The organism is Lysobacter sp. ISL-50 (assembly GCF_018612875.1).
GTDB lineage: Bacteria > Pseudomonadota > Gammaproteobacteria > Xanthomonadales > Xanthomonadaceae > Lysobacter.
In genome coordinates, this window is record NZ_JAGGRI010000018.1 from 76,401 (window position 1) to 100,161 (window position 23,761).

The following is a 23,761-nucleotide window of genomic DNA, read 5'->3' on the forward strand; positions in this document are numbered from 1 at the left end:
TTCGCAACCGGCGCGCGCACCAATCGGATTGGGGAGAACACATCAGTGAAACTAAGCATCAACCAGCACCTTCGCCGCCAGGGCTTGAGCCTGGCCATCGCCAGCGCATTGATCGCGCCGGCCGCCTGGGCCCAGGACGCCGCGCCGGTCGGCGAGGCCAAGACCCTCGGCGGGCTTACCGTGACCGCGCGCAAGCGCGAGGAAACGCTGCAGGAAGTACCGATCTCGATCACCGCCTTCACGCCCGAGGCCTTGGACCGGCTCAATGTCGAGGACCTCAGCGATCTCGACGCGCAGGTGCCCAACCTGACCATCTACGCCGCGCGCGGCTCCAGCAGCACCATCACCGCTTACATCCGCGGCGTCGGCCAGTCCGATCCGCTGTGGGGCGTGGACCCGGGCGTGGGCATCTACATGGACGATGTCTACATCGCCCGTCCGCAGGGCGCCTTGCTCGACGTGTTCGACGTGGAGCGCATCGAAGTGCTGCGCGGCCCGCAGGGCACGCTGTACGGCAAGAACACCATCGGCGGCGCGATCAAGTACGTCTCGCGCGGCTTGCCGACTCACTTCGACGGCTTCGCCTCGGTCACGGTCGGCAATTACGGCCAGCTCGACGTCAAGGCCGCGGTCGCCGGCCCGATCGGCGGCCCGACCCAGGGCGGCGACGCGACCTTGCGCGGACGCCTGTCGGTGGCCAGCCTCAACCGCGACGGCTTCGGCAAGAACACGTTCACCGGCCAGGATGTCAGCGACAAGGAAGTGCTGGCCTTGCGCGGCAGCCTGGGCGCCTATGTCAGCGACGCGCTGGATTTCCAGTTCGCTTTCGACTGGATGGACGACCAGTCCGGCGTGCGCGGCGCGAAGATGCTCGCGGCCAACCGTTTCGCTCCCGGCTTCCAGCCCCTGAACGACCGCTACGACATCCGCAGCGGCATGCCCAACATCAACGACACCACGATCAAGGGCGCTTCGGCCACGATCAACTGGCGCGCCAACGAAGACTGGACCTTCAAGTACGTGCTGGCCAAGCGCGAGTCCGACACCGAAACCAACATCGACTTCGACACGCTGCCGAACAAGATCGCCGACGTGAAGGCGTTCTACAGCGATCAGCAGGTCAGCCACGAATTGCAGGCCAACTACGACAGCGGCGGCCGCGCGCGCGGAGTGATGGGCGTGTACGCCTTCGACGGCGAAGCCGGCGGGCAGGTGCTCAACAACTTCTTCAACGCCAGCTTCGGCGACACCCAGGGCACGGTCTACACCGATTCGATCGCGTTCTATGGCGACTGGACCTTCGATCTGACCGACAAGCTCAAGCTCGACGTCGGCGCGCGCTATACCGACGAGGACAAGCGCGCCAAGGTGCTCAACCGCGGCTATCGCGATGCGAACTTCACCATTCCCAACGGCGTGGTCGCGGCCAACTTCGACCGCCGCATCAACTTCAAGAACACCTCGCCGAAGGTGTCGCTGGATTACCAGGTCACGCCCGACATCCTGCTGTACGGCCTGGCCACGCGCGGCTTCAAGTCCGGCGGCTACAACATCCGCGCCCAGGCCGCGGCGGTGCCGCGCTCGGCCGAGCCGTTCGACGACGAGGTCGTGGACAGCTATGAAGTCGGCAGCAAGATGGCGTTCTTCGATCAGCGCATGTTCTTGAACCTGTCGTACTTCCACAACAAGTACGAGGACATCCAGCTGTCGGTGTTCACCGCCTACGACAGCAACGGCGACGGCACCAACGATGCGTTCTTCGGCGACTTCACCAACGCCGGTTCCGGCACCGTGCAGGGCCTGGAAGTCGAGTACCAGTGGCTGCCGAACGAGCATTGGCTGGTGTCCGGCAACCTCGCGTGGCTGGACGCGAAGTACGACGAGTTCATGTATGCCGGCGTCAATATCGCCAATGAGCAGGAGTTCACCAACGCCCCGGATTTCTCCGGCGCGGTGAACGTGGAGTACCGCACCGATCTGTCCAGCGGCGGCAATCTGTCGGCACGGGTGGGCTACAGCTACCAGAGCGATGTCGTCGCTACGACCGAGATCGTGCGCACCGGCGCGAAGCCGATCACCCAGGACGGTTACGGCCTGGTCAACGCCGGCGTGACCTGGAAGAGCGGCGGGCCGTGGACGGTGGCCTTGCAGGGCAGCAATCTGGCCGACAAGGAATATCGCACCACCGGTTACAGCCTCAATTCGGCGCTGGGGGTTTACACCGGTTTCTACGGGCCGCCGCGCCAGTACACCTTGTCGGTGAAGTACGACTTCTGATCGGCTGCGAACGGGTAGCGCGGCTGGGGGGCCGCGGTGAGCCTCCGTCTTTTGGGCGGGGGCTCATTTTTATGGGAAGGAGCAAAAGCGAATCCCCCTTGGTCCCCCTTTTTCAAAGGGGGAAACCCGGTAGGTGGGTGATGGGGGGCTGATAGAGCGTTGCGCTGCGTAACAGCCGCCTTCGCTATTGTCGTTGCCATTGCCGTTCCCCCCTTTGAAAAAGGGGGGCAGGGGGGATTCCGCTTTTTGCTCCTCCCCCCAATCAGCACGCTATCCTGCGCCGATGCCTCCCAGCCCGTGCCCATGCTGAGCCTCACCACCGTAGCCCTGGCCAGTCTGGCCTGGCTGGCGTTGATGTTCGGCACCGCCTTGTACGCCGAGCGACGGCCGGGCGTGTTGGCGCGGCACTGGCGGCATATCTACGCGCTGTCGCTGGCGGTGCACTGCACTTCGTGGACGTTCTACGGAACCGTCACCCAGGCCGCGCGCTACGGCTGGCCGCTGCCGCCCACCTTTCTCGGCTCGATCCTGTTCTACGCACTGGCCGTGGTCTTCATGGTCAGGCTGGTCAAGCTGGCGCGCGAAACCAATGCGACTTCGCTCGCGGATCTGATCGCCACGCGCCTGGGCAAGGACGCATGGCTGGCCGCCACCGTCACCCTGGTCGCCGCGCTCGGCCTGATTCCCTACATCGCCCTGCAACTCAAGGCGGTGGCGATGAGTTTCGCGATGCTGACCACGCACGCCACCGACGGCGCCGCCTTGCCGGCGTGGCGCGACAGCGCGCTCTACGTCGCCCTGGCGATGGCCTTGTTCGCGATGCTGTTCGGCACCCGCCGCGCCAGCGCGGCGGAACACAATCGCGGGCTGGTGCTGGCGATGGCGTTCGAGTCGGTGTTCAAGCTCGCCGCGATGCTGGCGCTGGGCGCGTTCGTCTGGTTCGGCCTGGACGATCTGCCCAAGGTCGCGGTCGCCACGGCCGCCGCGCCGACGCCGCCGGCGGGCGGGTTCGCGCCGCTGGTGCTGCTGGGCGCGCTGGCGATGTTCATCCTGCCGCACCAGTTCCATGTCGCCGTGGTCGAATGCCGCGACGAGCGCGACGTGCGCACCGCGCGCTGGCAGTTCCCGCTGTATCTGTTGCTGATCGCCTTGCCGGTGCTGCCGCTGGCCAAGGTCGGCCAGTCCGTGCTCGGCGCGCAGGTGCCGTCGGACCTGTACGTGCTCGCGCTGCCGTTGGCGCAGGGCCACGAGGCGCTGGCTCTGTTCGCGTTTCTCGGCGGACTCAGCGCCGCCACCGGCATGGTCGTGGTCAGCACGCTGACCTTGAGCCTGATGATCGGCAACCATTGGTTCGCGCCGAACCTGCTGCGTGGCGCGTGGTCGCGCAATCGCGATCTGCGCGGACGAGTGCTGGCGCTGCGCCGCGGCGGCATCGTCGCGATCATGCTGCTGGCCTGGGGCTACAGCCGATTGATCGCCGGCAGCGAAGCGCTGGCCGATGTCGGCGCGGTGTCGTTCTCGGCGCTCGCCACGCTGTCGCCGGCGCTGGCGTTCGCGGTGTGGCGGCCGCAGACGCCGGCGCGCGCGGCGATCGTCGGCATCGCCGCCGGTTTCGCCGCCTGGGCGTGGGTGTTGTTGCTGCCGCTGTTGTTCGAGGCGCGCGGATTGTCGCCGGAGTGGTTGCGCAGCGGGCCGTTCGGCCTGCAAGCGCTGGCGCCGGAAAATCTGTTCGGCCTGACCGGTTGGAGCCGGCTGGGCCGCGCGGTCGGTGCCAGCTTGTTCGTTGGCACGGTGGCGACGGTGCTCGCGGCGATGTGGCGGCGCGAGTCGCCGCGCAGCGCGCAGCCGGGCCTGGACGCGCAGACGTTGCGCGACGCCGGCTTGCGCTTCCTGCCGCGCGAACGGGTCGCGCAATTGCTCGACGGCGTGCCGCTGGGCGCGCCAGTCGAGGCGGCGGTGGAAGCCGGCGTGGAACGCGAATTGGCGGCGGTGCTGGGCTCATCCTCGGCGCGGGTGCTGCTGGACGCGGCGCGGCGCGAAGCCGGGCGCGATCTGGATACGGTCGCGGCGATCGTCGGCGAAGCCTCGGCCGATCTGCGCTTCAATCAGCGCGTGCTGGAAGCGGCGTTGCAGAACATGAGCCAGGGCATCAGCGTGGTCGATGCGAGCCTGCATCTGGTGGCCTGGAACCGGCGCTACGCGGAATTGTTCGGCTATCCGCCGGAGTTGTTGCAGATCGGCCGGCCGATCGCCGACTTGGCGCGCTGGGCGATGCAGCGCCTGCCGCCGCCCGGCGATCTGGAGCAAGCGCTGGAGCGGCGCCTGGCCTTCATGCGCGCCGGCACCCCGCACTTGTCCGAGCGTGTGCTGGCCGACGGCAGCATCATCGAAATCCGCGGCAATCCCATGCCCGGCGGCGGTTTCGTCGCCACCTTCACCGACGTCACCGCGTTCCGTCGCGCCCAGGCCGGGCTGATCCAGGCCAACGAAACCCTGGAACAACGCGTCGCCGAACGCACCATCGATCTGGAAGTCGCCACGCGCGAAGCCGAGCGCGCCAACGAAGCCAAGAGCCGCTTCCTCGCCGCGGTCGGCCACGATCTGATGCAGCCGCTGCACGCGGCGCAGTTGTTCACCGATGCGCTGAGCCAGCAACTGGCCGATCCCGCTCAGCGCGCGACCGCCGCGCAGATCGGCGGCGCGCTGGACTCCACCGGCGATCTGCTGACCGGGCTGCTGGACATGTCGCGCCTGCAGGCCGGCGGCCTGGTGCCGCAGCCGCGCGAGTTTCCGCTGAGCGAAGTGCTCGAACCGCTGGCCGCGCAGTTCGCCGCGATCGCCGCCGCGCGCGGTCTGCGCCTGAGCTACGTGGCCACGCGCGCCTGGACCCGCAGCGATCCGCAACTGCTGCGGCGGGTGCTGCAGAACTTCCTCGCCAACGCGGTGCGCTACACCGCGCACGGCCGGGTGCTGCTCGGCGTGCGCCGCCGCGACGGCATGCTGGCGATCGAAGTGCACGACACCGGCCCGGGCATCGAAGCGGCGCAGCGCAGCGCGATCTTCGAAGAATTCCGCCGCGGCCCGGACGCGCCGGGGCAGGGCCTGGGCCTGGGGCTGTCGATCGCCGACCGCATCGCGCAATTGCTGGAAGCGCCGTTGACGCTGCACAGCCGCATCGGCCGCGGCACCGCGTTCGGCGTGCGCTTGCCGATGGCGCATGCGCCGCGTTCGCTCGCCTCCGCCTCGGTCGCGGCGCCGCAACGCGGCTTGAGCGGCTTGCGCGTGCTGACCGTGGACAACGATCCGCAGGCGCTGTCGGCGCTGGGCGAGGTGTTGCGGCGCTGGGGCTGCGAAGTCGAAGCCGTCGCCGACGGCGAGCGCGCGCGCGCGGCGATGCGGACGCGGCCGGCGACCTTGTGGCTGTTCGACTTCCATCTCGACCGGGACGACACCGGCCTGGCCTTGGCCCGGCGCCTCGGCGACGAGTTCGGCGCGCGGCCGTGCCTGCTGCTCAGCGCCGACACCGGCGCGCAGGTCCGCCAGGCCGTGCACGCGGCCGGGCTGTCGCTACTGGCCAAGCCGGTCAAGCCGCTGGCGCTGAAATCGGTGCTGGACCGCTTGCTGGCGGCGGGCGGCATGGAGCGCGGAAGCGTGACGACGGGATAGTTGCGTCGAGCGTTTCGGCAGGCGCGCTTCGTGAAGACAAAGTCAAGAAAATTCCGTGGCGATTTTTTAGCCAAACCTATTGCAATGCTTATGTCATAAAGGATTGCGCGGACTCTTCCCGATCTGTCCGCAGGTTTGTCCACAGGCTGTGTGGACAAACCTGAGCAGGCGGTTTGATGAAGCAGGTGAACAGAAATGCGCCTGCGGTGAGCGACCGTGAGCGGGCGCGCTTGGCGCAGGCGCCGGTTGTGAATTCCGGAGTGCGATGTTCAGCCGGATAGGTTCAGTCTTCGATCCGGCGCGCCGGGTCCGACAGTTCCAATTCGCGCAACACAACGCCTGCCTGGGTGCGATTGCGCACGCCGAGACGGTCGAAGATCGCGGACAGATGCGCCTTCACCGTCCGCTCCTGCACGTCCAGGCGGTCGGCGATCTGCTTGTTCAGCAGTCCCTGCGCGACCAGGCTCAGCACCCGGAACTGCTGCGGCGACAGACTGGCCAGACGCGAAGCCAGATCGGCGTCGCCGCGATCGCTGTGAGTGCGCGCGACCGCCGCGCGCAACGACGCCGGCAGCCATTGCTCGCAGGCCAGCACCGCGCGGATCGCGTCGCGCAGTTCGTCCAGGCCGGAACTCTTCGGCAGATAACCGGCCGCGCCGTGATCGAGCGCGCGCCGCACCACGCGCGGATCGTCGTTGGCCGACACCACCGCGACCGCGGTGCCCGGGTACTGGGCGCGGATCGCCGCCAACCCGGCCAGGCCGTGATTGCCCGGCATGTGCAGATCCAGCAGCACCAGATCGATGCCGGGCTCGGCTTCCAGCGCCGCCAGCGCATCGTCGAGCGTGCCGGCCTCGCGCACCACGGTGTCGGGCACCGCATCGGCGGCGGCCTGGCGCAGCGCGGCGCGGAACAGCGGATGGTCGTCGGCGATCAGCAGGGTCGGCATCGGCCGTAGCCTAGCAGGCCCGTCGCGGCCGCTCCGCGCCAGGGCGGGCAAGGCTGTACGAAAGTACGATGAGGGCGGGGCGGCGACTTGTTAGCCTGCGGGCATGAGCGCCTATTCCCTACGCACCGCCGCGGTTTGCGCCGCATTCGTCCTGTCGGTCTGCATCGCCTCGCCCGACGCTGCCGCAGCCACCGCGCGCGCCGCCAGGCCGGCCGGACCGGGCACCGTCAAGGATTCCAAGTCGATGTTCACTCAACCACGCCAGACCGAGCATCGCGGCGAGCACGACGATCTGCTCAGCGCCGGCCTGGGCCTGGACGGTCTGCGCGCGATGGCGTCGCCGGCGTTCGCTGACGCGGCCCATCCCACCGCCGCCGAACTGCGCCGTCGCGCGCTGTGGGCGAACTGGCGCGGCATCGCCGACCTCGCTCCCGGCGGCGGTTACGGCGAGCTTTACGGCAGTCTGTCGCCGGTGCCGGGCCGCGAGTTCAGCGCCTTCGCCACCGTGCCCGGCGCGCGCCAGCCGCATCGCGTGCTGGTGCAGGTGCCCGATGGCTTCGATCTGAAGAAGCGTTGCGTCGTGGTCACCGCCTCATCGGGATCGCGCGGCATCTACGGCTCGATCGCCGTCGCCGGCGCCTGGGGCCTGCCGAAGGGCTGCGCGGTGGCGTACACCGACAAGGGCGCGGGCACGGATTATTTCGATCTCGACGCCGGCCGCGGCGTGCGCGCCGACGGCACGCTCGGCGGCGCCGACGACGCGCTCGCGTTCACGCCGAAGGCCGGCCAGCGCGAGGGCGGGGCCGGCATCGCCTTCAAGCACGCGCATTCGCAGGACAACCCCGAGGCCGACTGGGGCCGGCACGTGCGTCAGGCCGCGCAGTTCGCGTTGGCGTCGCTGGATCAGGCGTTCCCGCAGCAGGCGCCGTTCACCGCGGCCAACACCCGCATCATCGCCGTGGGCATTTCCAACGGCGGCGGCGCGGTGCTGCGCGCGGCCGAACTCGGCGGCGACGGCGCGCTCGCCGACGGCTGGCTCGACGCGGTCGTCGCCGGCGAACCGAACGTCTACGTGCAAGGCGCGCGGCCCTTGTACGACTACACCACGCAGGCGGCGCTGCTGATGCCGTGCGCGCTGCTGCACCAACCGCTGGCGGCGATGCCGGTGGCGCCGATCACCGGCGACAGCGCGCAGTCGTATTGCGATTTCGCCGCGTCCGTGGGCTTGCTCGGCGATGAAGCCAGGCAGGCCGACACGCCTGCGCGCGCGCAGGCCGCCTACGAGCGCATGCGCGACAGCGGCTGGAGCGACGATGCGCTGCGCGCCGGCGCCTTGTCGGTGAATTTCGATCTGTGGCGCGCGGTCGCGGCGACGTATGCCTCGGCCTACGGGCGGTTCGCTCCGGCCGCGCAGGCGCGCAGCAAGGACCCGGATCAACCCTGGGTACGCTACGCCTACGCCGCGGCCACGCCCGCGAGCAAGGACGCGCCGGCGGCGTCGCGCGCGGCCAACGACAGCGAGCGCGCGGCGTGGTGGGCCGACGCCAGCGGCATTCCGCCGGGCGCGGGCGTGCAGTTGTTCGGCCCGGCCGCGAGCGATCCGCCGCAGCGTCTGGCGCCGTTGGCGGGCCTGCGTGAATTGTGGAGCGGGCAGTTGCTGCAGCCGGCGATCGCGCCCGATTCGGCGCAGTCGCTGACGCGCGCGCACGAACGCGTGCGCAAGGGCATCGAGGAAACCCGCGCCGGCGCGCCGCGCAAGGGCCTGCCGATCGTGGTGGTGCACGGCCTGGACGACGGCCTGATCCCGCCCGCGTTCAGCAGCGCGCCGTATGCGGCGATGGCGCGCAAGGCCGGCGCCCGGCTGAGTTACTGGCAAGTGCGCAACGTCCAGCACTTCGATGCCTTCCTCGGTCTGCCGGCGCTGGGCGCGCGCTATCTGCCGCTGTTGCCGTATGTGTATACGGCGCTGGACCGGGTGGATGCCTATCTGGATCGCGGCGCGCCGCTGCCGGCCGATGCGGTCATCGAGACCACGCCGCGCGCGCAGGGGCAGGGGTTGAAGGCGGAGAATCTCGCGATTCCGAAGTGACGGCGGGCGGTCGGCGACGTTCGCCGCCGCGCAGGCGCATCGGCCGGGTCGGTTCGGGCCGCAAGCCCCGTCGCCGCGACCTCGCCGCTGGTTTGCGACCGATCCGCGGCCGCCGCGTGAAGGCCGGTTGCGATTCATTGCATCCCTTTCGCCGCGAGCCCGCGCCGGCTTTGCGACTTTGGCCCCTTGCGGCCCACGCGCCTGCTTTGGCACGCTGAACCTCCCCTTGAACGGCCCAAGCGCCGTTCGCCATGGAGCGCCGCCGCATGCCGCGTCATTTTTCGATGCTTCGCGAATTCCATCTCGCGGATTGGTTCACCCTCGCCAACGCCTTCTGCGGCACCGGCGCGATCTTCGCCGCGATGCGTTTCCTGCAGGAAGGCGGCGTGCGCGATCTGATGATCGGCATGGCGCTGATCCCGCTCGCCTTCATCTTCGATGCGCTCGACGGCCGCGTCGCGCGCTGGCGCAAGTCTTCGTCCACGCTGGGGCGCGAACTGGATTCGCTGGCCGACGTGATTTCCTTCGGCGTCGCGCCCGCGGCGCTGGCCTACGCCTGCGGTCTGCAGGGCGGTTGGGACTGGGTGGTGCTGAGTTATTTCGTCGGCTGCGGCGTCAGCCGGCTGGCGCGCTACAACGTCACCGCGGAGGCCTTGTCGGGCGATGAAGGCAAGGTCAAATATTTCGAAGGCACGCCGATTCCGACCAGCCTGGCGCTGGTGATCGTGCTGGCGATCGCGGCGTGGCAGGGCGCGATCGGCGCCGATCTGTGGTTCGGCGGCGTGCGTATCGGGCCGTGGTTGTTCCATCCGATGGTGCTGATGTTCGCGTTGTCGGGGTCGTTGATGATCAGCAAGACGTTGCGGATTCCCAAGCCCTGATGGGCTGTTTCCGCCTTTGAAAAAGGGTGAAGGGCCGCTGCTTGCGAACCGCAGGTTCGCGCGGCACTGAACGCACGCAGGCTATGCCTGCGGGCCGGAGGGCAGGGGGGATTTGCTTCTGCTCTGAATAAAGCAACAGCAAAAGCTCAAATCCCCCGCGTCTGCTTCGCAGGCGCCGCCCCCTTTTCTAAAGGGGGCAACGGCAGTGGCGTCGTCAGTGGTTCGTGTCGGCGCTGGCCGCGCCGCAACCCCTGAATACGCCCACCAACGCACACCCAGGCACCACGCCGATCTCTGCGACGCCGTCACCACCGCCGCGCAACACGCCGTTGCTATGATCGGCGCAAACCCTGGAGACGGCGATGGCGAATTTCGGTTTCGGCTCGAACAACCCCGGCGAGTTCGGCGCAGGTTTCAATGCGCAGGATTTCGACCGGCTCGCGCGACAATACTGGGGCGCATGGGGCGAGATGATGCGCGGCGCCTCGCCGCAGTCCGCGCAAGCTTCGATGCCAGGCTGGAACGAGGCGGTCAACTGGTGGTCGCAAATGGCCAAGGGCGGCAATCCGCAAGTCGAAGATACCCTGGATCGTTTCAACAGCCAGGCGCGCGGTTGGTTCGGCGAAATCCAGAAGCTCGCCGCGCAGTTCGCCGGCAGCAATGCCTCGGCCGGCGACATCGCCGGTGCCTGGAAGCAGGCGCTGGGCGGTGGCGGCGCCAATCCGTTCGCGGATATGTTCGGTTCCATGCGCGGCCCGGGCCAGCAGGATTTCAGCCGCTGGGCCGAGCAGATCGCGCCGTTCCTGGAGCGCGCGCAGCACGAGGGCCAGTCGCTGCTCGGCCTGCCGGCGTTCGGTTTCGCGCGCGAGCATCAAGAGCGCGTGCAGCAACTGGTCCAGGCCAATGCCGATTACCAGAAACAAAGCCAGGCCTATAACGCGCTGATGGCCGAAGCCGGGCAAGAGGCGTTCTCGCGCTTCGAGGACAAACTGGCCGAGCGCAGCGAACCCGGCCGTCAGATCGCCTCCGCGCGCGGCCTGTTCGATCTGTGGATCGACGCGGCGGAAGAAGCCTACGCCGAGATCGCGCTGTCGCCGCGTTTCCGCGACGCTTACGCCGCGCTGGTGAATTCGCAGATGCGTCTGCGCGCCGGCGTGCAGAAAGAGATCGAACAGGCCAGCGGCAGCCTCGGCATTCCGACCCGCACCGAGATCGACTCCGCGCATCGCAAGATCGTCCAGCTCGAACGCGAGCTGCGCCGTCTGCGCGATGAACTGCACAACGCCAAGCCGGCGCGCGTCGCCGAGCCGCAGGCCAAGGCCGAACCCGCGGCCGCGCCGCCGGCCAAGGCGGTGGTGAAGAAGGTCGCGACCAAGGCCTCGGCCAAGGCGCGCACCGCCGTGGCCAGCGCGGCGGTGCCGAGCAAGTCGGCCGCGCCGGCGCGGCTCAAGGCCGTGCCGTCCGCCGCCGCCGCGCCGTCGCCGGCGAAGAAAGCTGCGAAGAAAACCGCGATCGCGCGGCCGCAGCCGCCGTCGAAACCGCTCGCCGCGGCGGCGAAGCCGGGCAAGCGCGCCAAGACCGCCAAGCTGACCAAGCGGGGGGCGCGCTGAGATGACCGCACCGATCAATTTCAGCGCCGAATCGCTGGCGCAAGAAGCGGCGGCCGCGCAGCACAAACTGCGCGCCGGCCTGGACACGCTGCGCGAGGTCGGCGACATCGATTACGGCGCGACCGCGCGCGAAGAAGTCTGGCGCGACGGCAAGGTCGTGCTGTACCGCTTCCGCGGCGACAAGGCTCCGATCGCGAAGGTGCCGCTGCTGATCGCCTACGCGCTGGTCAACCGCCCGTACATGGTCGATCTGCAGACGGACAAATCCATCGTGCGCGGCCTGCTCGAACGCGGCCAGGACGTGTACATCCTCGACTGGGGTTATCCGGACCGTTCCGATCGCTATCTGGAACTGGAGGATTACATCCAGCGTTTCCTCGGCGGCGCGGTCGATCATCTGCGCCGCGAATACCGCATGGATTCGGTCAACCTGCTGGGCATCTGCCAGGGCGGTGCGTTCTCGCTGTGCTACTCGGCGTTGAATCCGGGCAAGGTGCGCAACCTGATCACCATGGTCACGCCGGTGGATTTCCACACCAGCGACAACATGCTGTCGAACTGGACGCGCGGGCTGGACATCGACCAATTCGTGGACACGCTGGGCAACGTTCCGGCCGATGTCATGAACTGGTGCTACCTCACGCTCAAGCCGTGGCGCTTGTTCGTGCAGAAGTACGTGGGCCTGATCGACATCCTCGACGACAAGCGCGCGCTGGAAGATTTCCTGCGCATGGAAAAGTGGATCTTCGATTCGCCCGATCAGGCCGGCGAGGCCTTCCGCCAGTTCATCAAGCAGTTCTACCAGGGCAACGGCTTCGTCAACGGCGGCATCGATATCGGCGGGCGCGCGGTGGACCTGGGCTACGTGCAGATGCCGGTGTTGAACATCTACGCCGAGCAGGACCATCTGGTGCCGCCGGCGGCGTCGAAGGCGCTGGCCGATCTGGTCGGCACGCAGGACTACAGCGAACTGTCGTTCAAGGGCGGACACATCGGCATCTACGTTTCCGGCCGCGCCCAGCGCGAAGTGCCCGGCGCGATTCACGACTGGCTGAGCGAGCGCTCGCGCTGAGTCGCTTCTCCCTTGATCCCTTCTCCCGCAAGCGGCGACCGAAGGGAGTGCAGAGCTGAGAAGGTGGCCCGAAGGGCCGGATGAGGGCACGCGGCGGCCAGTGCCCTCACCCCAACCCCTCTCCCGCATAGCGGGAGAGGGGCTCAAAAGCGCAGTGGGTCGATAGCTGCCTGCTTCAGTGCAAGCCGCCCGATTAGGTCTCGATCCACCGATCCCGCCCGGGTTAGGCTGGACCCACCTTTGCCACTGGGAGCCCGGCATGCGCCGCATCCTGACCGCGTTGCTGTTCACCGTATTGACGGCCTGCGCCGTCGCTCCGGGCAAGGATGCCGCCACTACCGCAAGCGCCGCCGTCGCGGCCGACCCGTCGCCGCCCGGCACCGCGCCGCGCGATTCGCGCGAATGGGAGCCGACGGTGCAGGCCTGGGAAGCGCAGGACGCGCGCGTGCGCCGCATGCCCGGCGCGGTGGTCTTCGTCGGCAGTTCCTCGATCCGCCTGTGGGCCACGCTGAGCGAAGACTTCCCCGGCGTGATCACGAGCAACCGCGGCTACGGCAGCTCGCGCGTCTACGACTCGGTGTATTTCGCCGATCGCATCGTCAATGCCTACCAGCCGCGCGCGGTGGTGTTCTACGCCGGCGACAACGATCTCAACGAGGGCCGCACGCCGCGCCAGGTGCGCGACGATTTCGTCGCCTTCGTGCGCCGCGTCCAGGCCGGCACGCCGAAGGCGCGGATCGCCTTCGTCTCGATCAAGCCCAGCCCGTCACGCAGCGCCTTGCTGCCGCAGGTGCGACAGGCCAATTCGCTGATCCACGACTACATCCGCGGCGCCCGCGGCGTGGACTACCTGGACGTGTTCACGCCGATGCTCGACCCCGCCGGCGAGCCGCGGCCGGAGCTGTTCGTGGCCGACCGCCTGCATATGAACGCCGAGGGATACGCGATCTGGACGCGGGTGGTCGGCGCCTGGCTGGACAAGCTCTAATCGGCGCATGACCGCGATTCGAAACATCCTGCCGCGCCGGCCGATCGCTTCGGCCTGGCTGGCGCTGACCCTGCTGGCCGCGGGCGCGGCCCAGGCGGCGCCGTCGGCGGCGGCTGAACGCGAAATCCAGCAGCTGATGCAGGCGCTGGGGCAGTCGGGCTGCCAGTTCGAGCGCAACGGCAGTTGGTACGGCTCGGCCCAGGCACGGGAACACCTGCAGAAGAAGCTGGCCTACCTGCGCAAGCGCGACTTGGCCGACACCGCCGAGTTGTTCATCGAGCGCGGCGCCAGCCAGAGCAGCCTCAGCGGCAAGCCCTACCACGTGCGCTGCGGCAAGGGCCCGGCGATGACCGCGGCGTCCTGGCTGCAGGCCAAACTCGTTCAGTTGCGCGCCGCCGCGCGGGCGACGCCGCCATCACCGTGACGCGATAAACTGGCGCCGACCCTCGCCGCCGAGCCGCCCGGAGAGCGCCACGATGACCAGCGCCACGCGCCCGCTCTGCCGTTCGCGCCATGACCGCATGCTGGCCGGCGTGGCCGGCGGCATCGCCTTGCGCCTGCACTGGAATCCAGTGCTGGTGCGCGCGGCCTTCGTGGTGCTGGCCCTGGCGACCTTCGTCCTGCCGGTGGCGCTGGCGTACCTGATCCTGTGGCTGCTGTTGCCGGAAGAGGGCTGCTGACTGAGCGCATGGTTGCGAATCGCCGCTGCGATCGTCGGCGCGGTGTGGACCTCGCCGGTCACCGCGCTCGGCCTGCTCGCCGGCTTGCTGGCGACGCCGTTCGGCGCGCGTCCGCGCTGGCGCGGCGACGACCTCGCCCTGGTGTTCCATCACTGGCCGTGGGGGCCGGGCGGGGCGATGACATTGGGCAATGTGATCCTGCACACCGGCGACGATCTGGATTCGCCTTGCCGCACCTACGCCCACGACGCCGGCCATCGCGAGGAACCGCCGATCCGCTTGGCCGATCACGAACGCGCGCACGTCTATCAGTACATGGTGCTGGGTCTGCTGTTCCTGCCGCTGTATCTGGCTTGCGGCGGCATCAGCGTGCGCAACCGCTTCGAGCGCGCGGCCGATCGTTATGCGCAGACCGGGCGCGGCTGGTGGCCGTGGGCGAAGTGATCGCCGGCTGAATCCGCCAACAGGCCGATTCAGCGATTCCGCGTACGAATCCGATCACGAAATTTTGATCCTTGCCTAACGCCGGCGGCGCTATCCTGCACGCGTCGGAGAAAAACCAACGGACGCAAGTTCGATGCAATCGCTCCGACGACGGAAGGCCCGGACACCCGAAGAACATCTTCGAGGCCTGGGCCTTCTTATTTGTGTCCGTGCACCCGGCGACGGCGCATTGGAAGTGAAAACCCAGCCGAAACTCCTCTCGCCTCAACCGCGCCGCAACGGCAACTCCACCGCCGTTTCGCCGCCGGCCACGCCATTGGGGCCATAGCGCCGTTCGACGAAACCGATGGAATCCTCGCCGATCAGCACGATGCTGCTGCAGCGCGTGCCGTAGCGTTCGCCGAGCACGAACGGCGGCGACAGCATGCGTTCCAGTTCCAGGCCGACGCCGGTATCGGGCAGGGCGGTGTCGGGCGCGACGGTGGTGTCGGCCATCGCCGCGAGCAGCATCGCCAGTCCCGCGTCGTTGCTGTTCGGCGGCTGTTTGTGATCGGCTTGTTGCGAGGCCGGCGATTCCAGCCACGCCGACAGCGCGCGCGTCGCCAGGCCGCTCTTGGGCCAGGGCGCGTCGAAGGCGCCGTTGGACATCGCGTGCACGCCCGGTTCGACCGCATGCGCCTGGAAGTAGGGATGGTTGCTGCCGAACATCAATTCGCCGCCGTCCCACAGCAGCAGATTGAAACGGCCGAACCGCATCGCCTCGGGGCGCAGGCTCTGCAGATATTCCGACGCGGTCATGGCGCCGTGGATGAAGTCGCGCACCAGGGCACCGCGCGAACGTGGCGCGGCGTCGGGATTGAGTCCGTCGCGCACATTGGTCACCGCGGCCAGACGGCCGCGATCGGAAATCATCAGCCAACTGCCGCCTTGCAGCAGATCGCGGCCGCCGAAGGCGTGCGCGTCGTCGGGATCGGCCGCGGCCGGCGCGGTGGGGCGCTGATGGGTTTCGTCGCGGTTGGCGATCAGCGCCAGCCGGAAACGCGGATGGTGTTGCCAGGCGAGAGCGATCAGACACATGCGGCGATTCTAACCAACCCCGGCGAGGATGACGCGACGGCCGTCGCCGTCCGCAGCGTCCGCGCGAAGGCGGAAATTGTTCACAAGCCGCGCCGCCGCGCAACCGGCAGGCGGCGCAAATACGCCAGGACCAATGGCAGATGCAGCGTCGCGGCGCTGGCCATAATCTGGCCACCGTCTCATCGGATGAGATCGCTCCACTGTCTGCTAGCCGGCGCAGATGGGGAGAGGTAAGCGATGAATCGTGGTGCCAGGATGTTGCTGCAGCTGTTCGCGCCGGCGTTGGTCGTGGCCGCGGGCGGCATGGCGGCCGGTGCGTTATTGCTGCACAGCGGCGTCGCATCCGCCGATTTGGCGTCGGCGACGGACGAATACGCGCGGATCGCGCGATGGCTGCAATTCGGCAGCGCCGGTGCCGGCGTAATGATGACGATGTACTCGTTGTGGCGTTTATGGCGATGGGAACGCGGCATGGAGCCGCAATGTCCCTGCGGCGGCCTGTTGTCGCGACCCGTCAGCGGTCGCGGCGGTCGCGCTCGCCGCTGCCTGGGCTGCAGGCGACCTCACCCGGAGAACTGATCATGCTCGCAACCGCCGCCGCCATCCGCTGCATCGTCGCCACATGGCCGGCCGTGACGCGTGGCGCTCCGTCGGAGCGCGCATGGCGGGACGAGGCGGGCGAGGGCGATGAGAAGACGGGCCATGCGGCGCCGGCCGCTTATCCCGATGGCGAAGATGGGGAAGAGTCGCACTGAGCTGTCGTGTATGCGGCCGAATAACCTCACACGACACGTATCCAGCCCGAAAACGAAAAAGCCCGTTTCCACATGGGCTTTTCGTCTCCACACGCGCAAGACCGCGATGTGTTGCGGAAGGGGCCACTGCCGGCCACGCGCCGCCCACGGTGTAGGTTTGAACACCTATTTGGCCGCCGCCCTGAACCTTGCCAGCTCCGCCTCCAGTTCGGCGATACGCGTGTCTTTATCCTGCAACGCCGCCAGCACGTCCTCGGCTTCGAAGCGTGGCGGGATGTGCTGGGGGCAATTGGCATCCCAGGCTTTGACGGTGAACCGTAGCACCTGTTCGGGACGCGCCTGGTAGCCCGGCGGCATCAGTTGCGCCAGCAAATCAGCGGTGGTTGCGACCATGTGCGCCTCGCCCCATATCTTTACCCGCTTGCGTTGGCGGTAGTCGATCAGGAACAGATGCGCTTTCGGGTTTTCTTGCAGGTTCCCGGTACTGATGAATTGCCGGTTGCCGGAAAAATCGACGAAGGCCAGCGTGTGCTCGTCGAGCACGCGCAGGAAGCCGGGCGGCCCGCCCCGGTGCTGGATATAGGGCTGACCGTCGCGGTTGACCGTAGCCAGGAAAACGCTGCGTTGTGCCTCGACGAAGGCCTTCAGCTCCGCGGTGATGGCCGTTTGCCACGAGCCGGCCTGTTCCATGTGGCCATAGGCGCGGCGCGATCCTTTGCGTGCCTGGATGGCTTTCACCGTCGCAGTAAAGGCGATATCGCTGGCGTAATGCATGGCTATGGCCTCACAGCCCGAGTGTGCTCAGGGACGGATGTTCGTCAGGGCGGCGGCCTTGCGGCCAGTGGAAGCGTCGCTCGTCCTCGCCGATCGCGAGATCGTCAGCGCAACGCGCGCAGGATCGCGCGAGTTCCAGGCGTGTTCGGCGGCGGACTTTCTGCGTCGCGGATTCGAGCGTGAACGCAGGCAGCGGTGGGCGGCTCATGATCGTTATCGTCTCCCTGCAGGGCGATGCACCGACGGCGCGACAGGCGCCGTCGGTGTGGTTGAGGCTCACGCCGCCTGGCGTGCGCCGATCACCGGAAAATCGATTTCGGTTTGCGCGACTTCATTGATGTAGTTGGTCCAGGTGTTCAGCGCGACATGCTGGACGATCTCGACGACCTGCGCATCGCTGTAGCCGGCGGCCTTGACCGCGGCCACATCCTCGCCGCTGACGTGACCGCGCCGTTTGGCAACCCGGGCGGCGAAGCGCACGGCCGCGTCGGCGAACGGATCGTTGGACGCGCCGTTGCGGTTGGCGGTCATCTCGGCGTCGTCGAGCTTGGCCACGTGCTTGCCGAGGTAGGTGTGCGCCGACAGGCAATAGCTGCAGCCGTTGATTTCGGCGACGACCAGGGCGATACGCTCGCCGGTGGCGGCGGGCAGCGTGCCCTTGGCCAGAGCGGAGTTCATGCCGAGATAGCCTTCGAGCGCGGCCGGGCTGTTGGATACCAGGCGGAACAGGTTCGGCACCGAGCCGAGCTGTTGCTTCACCGCCTGCAGCAAAGGTTGGGCGGCGGCAGGGGCGGACTCGATCGTGGCGGGGGTCGGAAGACGGGACATCGCAATTCTCCTGGGGTTTGTCCGGGCCGGTTCAGGCCGGTGGAGAAAGCCTAGATACTTCCGATTGACGCAACTAGACGATAAATTCGAGAAATATCCTTCTGGAATCTGGAAGAAAATGGATCGCATCGAAGCGATGATGGTGTTCCGGGCGGTAGTCGACACCGGCAGCCTCTCGGCGGCGAGCCGGCAACTGCACATGCCGCTGGCCACCGTGAGCCGGAAGCTGTCCGACCTCGAGGCGCACCTGAAGGCGCGATTGCTGCAGCGCTCGACGCGCAAGCTCGTGCTCACCGATGCCGGCGCGGCTTACCTCGTCGCGTGCCGGCGCATCCTTGACGATGTCGAGGAAGCCGAGCGCAGCGCCGCCGGCGAATTCAGCGCACCCAAGGGCGATCTGGTGATCACCGCACCGATCGCATTCGGCCGATTGCACGTCGTGCCGATCGCCGCCGAGTTCCTCAAGGCCTATCCGGAGGTGGACGTGCGGCTGGTGCTGGGCGACCGCATGTTCAATCTTCTGGACGAACATGTAGATCTCGCGATCCGCATCGGCGAACTGCCCGACAGCACGCTGGTGGCCTCGCGCGTGGGCGCGACCCGCCACGTGGTGAGCGGCAGCCCGGCTTATCTGGACCAGCGTGGTCGCCCGCGGCAACTGACCGACTTGTCCGGCCACGATCTCATCACTTTCGACCATCTGACGGGGCCGGGGGCGTGGAAATTCCGCGTGGGGTCGTCCGAAGCCTCGGTCCCCGTGCGTGCGCGTCTGACCGTCAATACCGCCGACGCGGCGATCGCGGCGGCCATCGCCGGCGCCGGCCTGACGCGGACCCTGTGCTATCAGCTCGGCGAGCACGTGCGATGCAAAACGCTGGAGCTCGTCCTCCCGGAGTTCGAGCCGGCGCCTTGGCCGATCAGTCTTGTATACGCGCGGCAAGGCCGGTTGCCGCTGAAGGTGCGCGCATTCCTGGACTTCGTGACGCCGCGCTTGCGGGCGCGGCTGGCGGACACACCCCCGGGGGAAAAATAAGGTGATTGCGCGGCGTCACGGAGCTCCCGGCATGGGTCCGGTCCGGAGCATCCCAATACGGCTGCCGTCATGCCGAGCCTATGGCGGCCACCGGCAATTCGCCCGTATCTTTGTTGAGGATTTCCGCTGCCCTCGACGGGCCGTTATGCCCGAACAGTTTCCACTTTGGGTCGAAAGCGCGGACATTAACGCCGGTTTGTCGTCCTGCCCGTTATCGGTCAACTCCCGCTTTCCGAATCGCGCTGCGCGATAGTGTCGGCATAACCCACTGCTGCCCGCGACGCCGTGCCTTCACTGGAATGCCAGCGTAAGGACGCGCAAGGCATCGCGCGTTCGCCGGTCGCTGAGGTTGCTGTAGAGCATCACGTCCTGCGAGCGAATCGGCGGCAGCGACAGGAGTGCGCTGACGTCTACCGCGCCCGGCGGCGCCGCGCGCCGCGCCAGCACCGCCACCGCGAGGCCGGCGACCGCGGCGGCGCCCAGGATCGCGGCGCCCTTGCCGAGGAAGACTTCGCGCCATTGAATGCCGGCCCGGTCGAGCGCGCGCACCGCTTCGACGCGGATGCGGCACGACTCGCCTTGCGTCGCCAGCGGCAACGGCTGGCCGGCGCGCGGCTGCCAGCCGGCCGCGGCGAACCATGAAAAGGTTTCCGCGAACACGGCCTTGCCGCGTTTGCCGCGATCCTCGGGGCGCAGCACCAGCACGGCGTCGAGCTCCCCCCGTTCCTGGCTTTGCAAGAGTTCGTTGGTGCTGGCGATGCGCATCTCGACCAGCAGGTTCGGATCGTGGTCCCGCATCCGCCGCAACAGAAACGGCAGTTCGCTGCCGACCAGCAACTGGTTGATGCCGATCGCCAACCGGCGCTGTTCGGTCTCGAAGGCTGCGGCCGCGCGGTCGTGGGACGACACCAGTTCGCGCGCCACGCCGAGAAAGGCCAATCCCTCGGCCGACAGGCGAACATGCCGCGGCGTGCGTTCCAGCAGGCGGCGGCCGAGTTGTTCTTCCAGGCGCCGCAGCTTGATGCTGATCGCGGACTGGGTGGTGCCCAGCACGTCGGCGGCGCGGGTGAAGCTGCGCAAGTCGGCGGCCAGCAGGAACGCCCTGACCGCATCCACGTCCATGGCTTTCATCTGGATAGATTCGATTTTTAAATGCCAGATATCTTTGTAGATGCATTTTTCATATCTATCAAGCGGCTTAGGATGGACCGGTCGATCCCAACTCATAAGGACTCACCGCGATGAAACTATTGAGCGGCGTACTCGTCGCAACGCTGGCGGGGCAGGCCGCGCCCGACGCGCAAATGCCGACACACGCGTTTCCACTGCAAGGCACCTGGAGCCTGGTCGCCGCGGATAAGGTGCTGCCGGACGGGCAGACGACGCGGGATTACGGCGAGAACCCGAAGGGCAGGCTCGTCGTCGACGAGAAGGGGCGGTATTCGCTGCAGATCTTCAAGTCCGAACGCCCGCGGTTCGCCAGCGACAACAAGGCCGACGGCAGCGCGGACGAATTCAAGTTGGCGGTCATGGGCAGCAGTACCCACTACGGCACGGTGACGATCGACCAAGGGGCAGGGGTGTTGGCGTTCTCGATCGAAGGCTCGTCGTTTCCCAACTGGGAGGGCACGACCCAGAAGCGTCGGTACAAGTTCGACGGCGCGCAACTGCGTTATGAGGTGCCGCCGCGGGCGGACGGGAGCATCCCGGTTTCGGTGTGGCGCAGGCTCGATTGAACCGCTGCTCGCTGCGTCCGCAGGCGCTCGCGTCCTGCATCCACCTTCAACCGATGGAGCCGTCATGCCGCACTTCGTAGTCGATTGTTCTCAGGGATTACTGCAGATTCACGACGAGGAATCGATCATCGCCCGGCTGCATCGGGTGGTGAATTCAACCGGGCTGTTCGAAGAATCGGACATCAAGATCCGTGTACACCCGTTCCGCACTTATGCCGTCGGCGGCGGGCGGGAAGATTTCATCCACACCTTCTGTTGGATCATGCAGGGGCGCAGTGTCGAGCAACGCGCTGCCTTGTCGAAGGCCATCGTCGGCGAACTGGCCGAGATGTTTCCGCAGCTTCCGCGCATCGCGGCGAACATCGACGAGTTCGAGCGGGCGACTTATTTCAATCGAACCATGCTGTGACTCCCGGGCCGGTTTCCGCCGCGGTCGGCCTGTCGATCGGCATCGATTGACGGATAGTCCGCAGTCGGCGGGGAAGGCGCTTGCGGGTGAGCGAGGTCCGCGCGGGCAGGCGAGCGCGAAGGGGGCCGCCGTCGCGGAGCCTCCGGCGGGCATCAAGACCTGCGCGCAGCCCCGAGAACGAGCACAAAAAAGCCCGCGATCGCTCGCGGGCTTTTTTTCTTGGTGCCGGAGGTGGGACTCGAACCCACACGCTTTTAAGGGCGGCGGATTTTGAGTCCGCTGCGTCTACCGATTCCGCCACTCCGGCAGCGGGCAGGCAGTATACCCAGCTCGGGGCCGCGAGTCTGCCCCTTTTCGCTGTCGCGATCTGTCCGCAGCACGATCGGCCGGACTTCCCGCCAGGCCGCCCCGTCCGCGGCGCGGGACGCCACTTCCCGGTTGGCCTGGAGTCCTCGACGCACCGCGCACAGGGCGCGACGACGCCCTTGCCGACTCGCCGCGAGATGCCCGCCGGGCGGCGCTTTGCGCGAACGCCCGCGGCGGCGGCGCGCGCCTTTGTGACGCGATCGCGCCTGCGCCTGTGATCCAGGCAAGCGCGCCGATCCGATCGACGCGGTTATCTATGAGCGCCCGTCGAACGGTTCATCAGGAAGGACTTCGCGACGGGTCGCGATCGCGTCCGTGCGCGCCCGCGGGTTTTCTCATCGCATCCAATCCAGGAGGTTTTGTATGCAATCCACCGGTTTTTCCCCGCGCCGCTGCGGCGCTCACGTTTTCGCGCTGTCCCTGCTGTGCATGGCCGCCTTCGATGCGGCCGCGGCAACGGACCTGCAAGTCAGTCCTGCGCTTCATCAGGCCGCGCAGCACGATCTGGGCCTGTCGCCGGCGCGGGTCGATCAACTGCTGCAGGTGCAGCGCGACGCACCCGCGCAAGAGGCGCTGGCGCGGCGCCGTCTGGGCGCCTATTTCGGCGGCGCCTGGGGCGAGCGCGCAAGCGACGGCAGCTATCGGTTCGTCGTCGGATCTTCGGACCCGCGCGGCCCGCTCAAGCTCGAAGGCGTGCAGTTGCGCCAGGTCCGCTACAGCCTGAGCGAGCTGGAAGCGGCGAAGGCGCGTCTGGATCGCAGCGTGCGCATGCGCGTGTCCGGCATCAGCCGGCCGATCGACGGCGTGCACTCGTGGTACGTCGATCCAGCCAGCAATTCGGTGCGGGTCAGCGTCGCGCCCGATGCCATGGAGCGGGCCATCGACCTGGCCGCGGTCAGCGGCGCCGACAGCGGTCTGCTGCGCTTCCAACAAACGCCGGGCGTGCCGCAGCCGACTTCGTCGGTCTACGCCGGCCGTGCTTACGAGAAGAACGGCGCGCTTTCGTGTTCGGTCGGATTCGCGGTCAGGCAAGGCGCGACCAAGGGCTTCGTCACCGCCGGCCACTGCGGGACGGCGGGCGAGACGATCGGCCTCGACGGCGCGCCGGCCGGTTACTTCGCCGCGTCGGAATTCCCCGGGACCGATCGGGCCTGGGTCGCCTTGAACGCCAATCACGAGCTGTTTCCGCTGATCACCAATTACGCCGGCGGCTTTTTCTCCGTGCGCGGCAGCGTCGAGGCGGGTTATTCCGCGGTGGTGTGCCGTTCGGGTTGGAAGACCGGCTACCAGTGCGGCTTCATCACCGGGCAGAACGTCACCGTCAACAGCACCCGCGGCGTCGTGTTCGGCCTGACTCAAACCAATGCCTGCGCCGGTTTCGGCGATTCCGGCGGCGGCTGGATCGATGTCTATGAGCAGGCGCAAGGCGTGCTGTCGCTCGCCAGTATCGCGGCGGGCGCGCAAAACAACTGCGGCACGGGGATCTTCCAGGTGAGCTGGTTCCAGCCGGTGAACCCGATCCTGCAGCAGTACGGATTGACCCTGGTTACGCCCTGAGTCCTGGCTCAGGCCGCGGCGCAGCCCGATCGGGGCGGCGTCGCGGATCGCGGCGGTACGCTCAGAAGCCGCCGAAGCGGGCCATCGCCGCGGCGCAGACCAGGATCACCGCGACCAGGATCAGCTCGAAGCGGATCAGCAGGCGCAGGGTGCCGACTTCGCTCGCGGCCGGCAGGAAGTTCGGATCGGCCTTGAGCGCCTTGCGCCAGCGCAGGAAGCGCACGGTCGGCAGGATCGACAGCAGCGCGATCAGGATGAAGGCGCCGAGCTTGGCGTGGAACCACGGGTTGTGTTCGTAGAAGTCGAGGCCTTTCACGCCGAACTTCAGCCGCGACAGGCCGACCACCAGCAGCAGCACCGCGCTGGCGCCGTAGCCGGAGTCGAGCCCGGCCAGGCGGCGCAACACCGCCGCGTCGATGGGGCCGCGCAGCAGCACCGATTCGGCCATCAGCATCGCGATCAGGGCGAACACCAGCAGGTGGTGGGCGGAGGCGAGCAACAGATCGGTCAGCATCGGCGGAACTCCGGGCGGCGGCTGGGAGGGGACTGCGAGTGCGACGGTGGGGATCG

The 23,761-nt window shown here is 67.8% G+C and carries 22 protein-coding genes, 1 tRNA gene and 1 pseudogene; 16 read left to right on the forward strand and 8 right to left on the reverse strand.

The genetic code is table 11. From position 1 onward, the window contains the following. The first annotated feature begins 45 nt into the window (after nucleotides 1-45). On the forward strand, nucleotides 46-2,277 hold the full coding sequence (locus tag J7J50_RS11505; RefSeq protein WP_343222489.1) for a TonB-dependent receptor: 2,232 nt from the start codon (nucleotides 46-48) through the stop codon (nucleotides 2,275-2,277). Between the two features lie 303 nt (nucleotides 2,278-2,580). Then, nucleotides 2,581-5,943: a PAS-domain containing protein gene (locus J7J50_RS11510; RefSeq protein WP_215058180.1), complete on the forward strand. Its 3,363-nt coding sequence runs from the start codon at nucleotides 2,581-2,583 to the stop codon at nucleotides 5,941-5,943. A gap of 283 nt (nucleotides 5,944-6,226) precedes the next feature. Here J7J50_RS11510 and J7J50_RS11515 read toward each other — a convergent pair whose 3' ends face one another. Continuing rightward, nucleotides 6,227-6,892: a response regulator transcription factor gene (locus J7J50_RS11515; protein WP_057943200.1), complete on the reverse strand. Its 666-nt coding sequence runs from the start codon at nucleotides 6,890-6,892 to the stop codon at nucleotides 6,227-6,229. A gap of 103 nt (nucleotides 6,893-6,995) precedes the next feature. On the opposite strand from J7J50_RS11515, the gene J7J50_RS11520 reads away from it, so the two are divergent. The 8 genes from J7J50_RS11520 (at nucleotide 6,996) to J7J50_RS11555 (ending at nucleotide 14,656) form a co-directional block, all read left to right on the forward strand. Continuing rightward, nucleotides 6,996-8,981 carry a D-(-)-3-hydroxybutyrate oligomer hydrolase gene (locus tag J7J50_RS11520; protein ID WP_251044345.1) on the forward strand — a complete coding sequence of 662 codons (1,986 nt, stop codon included), beginning with the start codon at nucleotides 6,996-6,998 and terminating at the stop codon, nucleotides 8,979-8,981. A gap of 266 nt (nucleotides 8,982-9,247) precedes the next feature. Next, nucleotides 9,248-9,862: a CDP-diacylglycerol--serine O-phosphatidyltransferase gene (pssA, locus tag J7J50_RS11525; RefSeq protein WP_215058119.1), complete on the forward strand. Its 615-nt coding sequence runs from the start codon at nucleotides 9,248-9,250 to the stop codon at nucleotides 9,860-9,862. Nucleotides 9,863-10,224: 362 nt separating this feature from the next. After that, nucleotides 10,225-11,472, forward strand: coding sequence for a class III poly(R)-hydroxyalkanoic acid synthase subunit PhaE (phaE, locus tag J7J50_RS11530; RefSeq protein WP_215058120.1), 1,248 nt, complete (start codon nucleotides 10,225-10,227; stop codon nucleotides 11,470-11,472). A 1-nt stretch (nucleotide 11,473) separates the two neighbouring features. Beyond that, complete coding sequence (locus tag J7J50_RS11535) at nucleotides 11,474-12,544, forward strand: class III poly(R)-hydroxyalkanoic acid synthase subunit PhaC (protein ID WP_215058121.1); 1,071 nt, start codon at nucleotides 11,474-11,476, stop codon at nucleotides 12,542-12,544. 259 nt (nucleotides 12,545-12,803) lie between these two features. Further along, a complete protein-coding gene (locus J7J50_RS11540; RefSeq protein ID WP_215058122.1) occupies nucleotides 12,804-13,532 on the forward strand; it encodes an SGNH/GDSL hydrolase family protein in 729 nt (242 codons plus the stop codon). A 7-nt stretch (nucleotides 13,533-13,539) separates the two neighbouring features. Beyond that, complete coding sequence (locus J7J50_RS11545) at nucleotides 13,540-13,956, forward strand: DUF5329 domain-containing protein (protein ID WP_215058123.1); 417 nt, start codon at nucleotides 13,540-13,542, stop codon at nucleotides 13,954-13,956. A gap of 52 nt (nucleotides 13,957-14,008) precedes the next feature. Next, nucleotides 14,009-14,212 (forward strand): PspC domain-containing protein, encoded by a 204-nt coding sequence (locus J7J50_RS11550; protein ID WP_057943194.1) that lies wholly within the window; start codon nucleotides 14,009-14,011, stop codon nucleotides 14,210-14,212. Between the two features lie 30 nt (nucleotides 14,213-14,242). Next, on the forward strand, nucleotides 14,243-14,656 hold the full coding sequence (locus J7J50_RS11555; protein WP_215058182.1) for a hypothetical protein: 414 nt from the start codon (nucleotides 14,243-14,245) through the stop codon (nucleotides 14,654-14,656). A 264-nt stretch (nucleotides 14,657-14,920) separates the two neighbouring features. On the opposite strand, the gene J7J50_RS11560 is transcribed toward J7J50_RS11555, so the two are convergent. After that, nucleotides 14,921-15,733, reverse strand: a complete 813-nt coding sequence (locus J7J50_RS11560) for an NRDE family protein (protein ID WP_215058124.1) — start codon at nucleotides 15,731-15,733, stop codon at nucleotides 14,921-14,923. A 255-nt stretch (nucleotides 15,734-15,988) separates the two neighbouring features. Here J7J50_RS11560 and J7J50_RS11565 point away from each other — a divergent pair, with 255 nt between their 5' ends. Together J7J50_RS11565 and J7J50_RS11570 are read left to right on the forward strand one after the other, a co-directional pair. Then, nucleotides 15,989-16,312 carry a hypothetical protein gene (locus tag J7J50_RS11565; RefSeq protein WP_215058125.1) on the forward strand — a complete coding sequence of 108 codons (324 nt, stop codon included), beginning with the start codon at nucleotides 15,989-15,991 and terminating at the stop codon, nucleotides 16,310-16,312. 2 nt (nucleotides 16,313-16,314) lie between these two features. Then, a complete protein-coding gene (locus J7J50_RS11570) occupies nucleotides 16,315-16,488 on the forward strand; it encodes a hypothetical protein (protein WP_215058126.1) in 174 nt (57 codons plus the stop codon). A 165-nt stretch (nucleotides 16,489-16,653) separates the two neighbouring features. On the opposite strand, the gene J7J50_RS11575 is transcribed toward J7J50_RS11570, so the two are convergent. The 3 genes and pseudogenes from J7J50_RS11575 to J7J50_RS11585 form a co-directional block, all read right to left on the reverse strand. Next, nucleotides 16,654-17,262 carry a pyridoxamine 5'-phosphate oxidase family protein gene (locus J7J50_RS11575; RefSeq protein WP_215058127.1) on the reverse strand — a complete coding sequence of 203 codons (609 nt, stop codon included), beginning with the start codon at nucleotides 17,260-17,262 and terminating at the stop codon, nucleotides 16,654-16,656. Nucleotides 17,263-17,272: 10 nt separating this feature from the next. After that, nucleotides 17,273-17,374, reverse strand: a pseudogene (locus tag J7J50_RS25275) (DUF1348 domain-containing protein); the annotation flags it as partial. 164 nt (nucleotides 17,375-17,538) lie between these two features. Further along, entirely contained in the window at nucleotides 17,539-18,090 is a 552-nt protein-coding gene (locus J7J50_RS11585) for a carboxymuconolactone decarboxylase family protein (protein WP_215058129.1), read from the reverse strand. Between the two features lie 118 nt (nucleotides 18,091-18,208). Between J7J50_RS11585 and J7J50_RS11590 the strand changes: the two genes are divergently transcribed. Further along, nucleotides 18,209-19,123, forward strand: a complete 915-nt coding sequence (locus tag J7J50_RS11590) for a LysR family transcriptional regulator (RefSeq protein WP_251044347.1) — start codon at nucleotides 18,209-18,211, stop codon at nucleotides 19,121-19,123. A gap of 291 nt (nucleotides 19,124-19,414) precedes the next feature. Here the strand turns inward: J7J50_RS11590 and J7J50_RS11595 are convergent, their stop codons facing one another. Further along, a complete protein-coding gene (locus tag J7J50_RS11595) occupies nucleotides 19,415-20,254 on the reverse strand; it encodes a LysR family transcriptional regulator (RefSeq protein WP_215058130.1) in 840 nt (279 codons plus the stop codon). A gap of 110 nt (nucleotides 20,255-20,364) precedes the next feature. Between J7J50_RS11595 and J7J50_RS11600 the strand changes: the two genes are divergently transcribed. Beyond that, complete coding sequence (locus tag J7J50_RS11600) at nucleotides 20,365-20,859, forward strand: lipocalin-like domain-containing protein (protein ID WP_215058131.1); 495 nt, start codon at nucleotides 20,365-20,367, stop codon at nucleotides 20,857-20,859. A 64-nt stretch (nucleotides 20,860-20,923) separates the two neighbouring features. After that, complete coding sequence (locus J7J50_RS11605) at nucleotides 20,924-21,268, forward strand: 5-carboxymethyl-2-hydroxymuconate Delta-isomerase (protein WP_215058132.1); 345 nt, start codon at nucleotides 20,924-20,926, stop codon at nucleotides 21,266-21,268. 220 nt (nucleotides 21,269-21,488) lie between these two features. Here J7J50_RS11605 and J7J50_RS11610 read toward each other — a convergent pair. Beyond that, nucleotides 21,489-21,575: transfer RNA gene (locus tag J7J50_RS11610), tRNA-Leu, on the reverse strand. A 422-nt stretch (nucleotides 21,576-21,997) separates the two neighbouring features. Between J7J50_RS11610 and J7J50_RS11615 the strand changes: the two genes are divergently transcribed. Further along, on the forward strand, nucleotides 21,998-23,191 hold the full coding sequence (locus J7J50_RS11615) for a S1 family peptidase (protein ID WP_215058133.1): 1,194 nt from the start codon (nucleotides 21,998-22,000) through the stop codon (nucleotides 23,189-23,191). A 61-nt stretch (nucleotides 23,192-23,252) separates the two neighbouring features. Here the strand turns inward: J7J50_RS11615 and J7J50_RS11620 are convergent, their stop codons facing one another. Further along, entirely contained in the window at nucleotides 23,253-23,705 is a 453-nt protein-coding gene (locus tag J7J50_RS11620; protein ID WP_215058134.1) for a DUF2214 family protein, read from the reverse strand. Nucleotides 23,706-23,761 lie beyond the last annotated feature (56 nt).